The following is a 2,118-nucleotide window of genomic DNA, read 5'->3' as shown; positions in this document are numbered from 1 at the left end:
AAAACAAAACCCCTCACCGCGCAAGCGATGAGGGGTTTCGGAATTTAATCTTGACGATGACCTACTCTCACATGGGGAAACCCCACACTACCATCGGCGATGCATCGTTTCACTGCTGAGTTCGGGATGGGATCAGGTGGTTCCAATGCTCTATGGTCGTCAAGAAATTCGGGTACCGAGTCGCTGCGCCTGTCGCCAGGGCCTCGCTTCGGCAAATCGGGTATGTGATCAGGTCTTTTCGTTCGTGTGCTGCAAACTTTCAGCGTCTGTCATCTTCACAGTCACCGCAATCTGATGCCCGCTGGGGTCACAAGATTGCTTGGGTGTTATATGGTCAAGCCTCACGGGCAATTAGTATTGGTTAGCTCAACGCCTCACAGCGCTTACACACCCAACCTATCAACGTCGTAGTCTTCGACGGCCCTTCAGGGAACTCAAGGTTCCAGTGAGATCTCATCTTGAGGCAAGTTTCCCGCTTAGATGCTTTCAGCGGTTATCTTTTCCGAACATAGCTACCCGGCAATGCCACTGGCGTGACAACCGGAACACCAGAGGTTCGTCCACTCCGGTCCTCTCGTACTAGGAGCAGCCCCTCTCAAATCTCAAACGTCCACGGCAGATAGGGACCGAACTGTCTCACGACGTTCTAAACCCAGCTCGCGTACCACTTTAAATGGCGAACAGCCATACCCTTGGGACCGGCTTCAGCCCCAGGATGTGATGAGCCGACATCGAGGTGCCAAACACCGCCGTCGATATGAACTCTTGGGCGGTATCAGCCTGTTATCCCCGGAGTACCTTTTATCCGTTGAGCGATGGCCCTTCCATACAGAACCACCGGATCACTAAGACCTACTTTCGTACCTGCTCGACGTGTCTGTCTCGCAGTCAAGCGCGCTTTTGCCTTTATACTCTACGACCGATTTCCGACCGGTCTGAGCGCACCTTCGTACTCCTCCGTTACTCTTTAGGAGGAGACCGCCCCAGTCAAACTACCCACCATACACTGTCCTCGATCCGGATAACGGACCTGAGTTAGAACCTCAAAGTTGCCAGGGTGGTATTTCAAGGTTGGCTCCACGCGAACTGGCGTCCACGCTTCAAAGCCTCCCACCTATCCTACACAAGCAAATTCAAAGTCCAGTGCAAAGCTATAGTAAAGGTTCACGGGGTCTTTCCGTCTAGCCGCGGATACACTGCATCTTCACAGCGATTTCAATTTCACTGAGTCTCGGGTGGAGACAGCGCCGCCATCGTTACGCCATTCGTGCAGGTCGGAACTTACCCGACAAGGAATTTCGCTACCTTAGGACCGTTATAGTTACGGCCGCCGTTTACCGGGGCTTCGATCAAGAGCTTCGCGTTAGCTAACCCCATCAATTAACCTTCCGGCACCGGGCAGGCGTCACACCCTATACGTCCACTTTCGTGTTTGCAGAGTGCTGTGTTTTTAATAAACAGTCGCAGCGGCCTGGTATCTTCGACCGGCATGAGCTTACGGAGCAAGTCCTTCACCCTCACCGGCGCACCTTCTCCCGAAGTTACGGTGCCATTTTGCCTAGTTCCTTCACCCGAGTTCTCTCAAGCGCCTTGGTATTCTCTACCCAACCACCTGTGTCGGTTTGGGGTACGGTTCCTGGTTACCTGAAGCTTAGAAGCTTTTCTTGGAAGCATGGCATCAACCACTTCGTGTTCAAAAGAACACTCGTCATCAGCTCTCGGCCTTGAAACCCCGGATTTACCTAAGATTTCAGCCTACCACCTTAAACCTGGACAACCAACGCCAGGCTGGCCTAGCCTTCTCCGTCCCTCCATCGCAATAACCAGAAGTACAGGAATATTAACCTGTTTTCCATCGACTACGCTTTTCAGCCTCGCCTTAGGGACCGACTAACCCTGCGTCGATTAACGTTGCGCAGGAAACCTTGGTCTTTCGGCGTGGGTGTTTTTCACACCCATTGTCGTTACTCATGTCAGCATTCGCACTTCTGATACCTCCAGCAAGCTTCTCAACTCACCTTCACAGGCTTACAGAACGCTCCTCTACCGCATCATCAAAAGATGATACCCGTAGCTTCGGTGCATGGTTTGAGCCCCGTTACATCTTCCGCGCAGGCC

2 rRNA genes (1 of these 2 running past the window's edge) are annotated in these 2,118 nt (G+C 52.7%); both read right to left on the bottom strand.

The window, feature by feature from the left end:
* Positions 1–48: 48 nt before the first annotated feature.
* Positions 49–164: ribosomal RNA gene (rrf, locus tag ABQX22_RS26550) — 5S ribosomal RNA — on the bottom strand.
* A gap of 166 nt (positions 165–330) precedes the next feature.
* Positions 331–2,118: ribosomal RNA gene (locus ABQX22_RS26545) — 23S ribosomal RNA — on the bottom strand (it continues 1,105 nt past the right edge of the window).

The sequence above is a fragment of the Xanthomonas sp. WHRI 1810A genome (assembly GCF_040202885.1).
Lineage (GTDB): Bacteria > Pseudomonadota > Gammaproteobacteria > Pseudomonadales > Pseudomonadaceae > Aquipseudomonas.
This window is presented reverse-complemented; position numbering and strand designations above follow the sequence as displayed.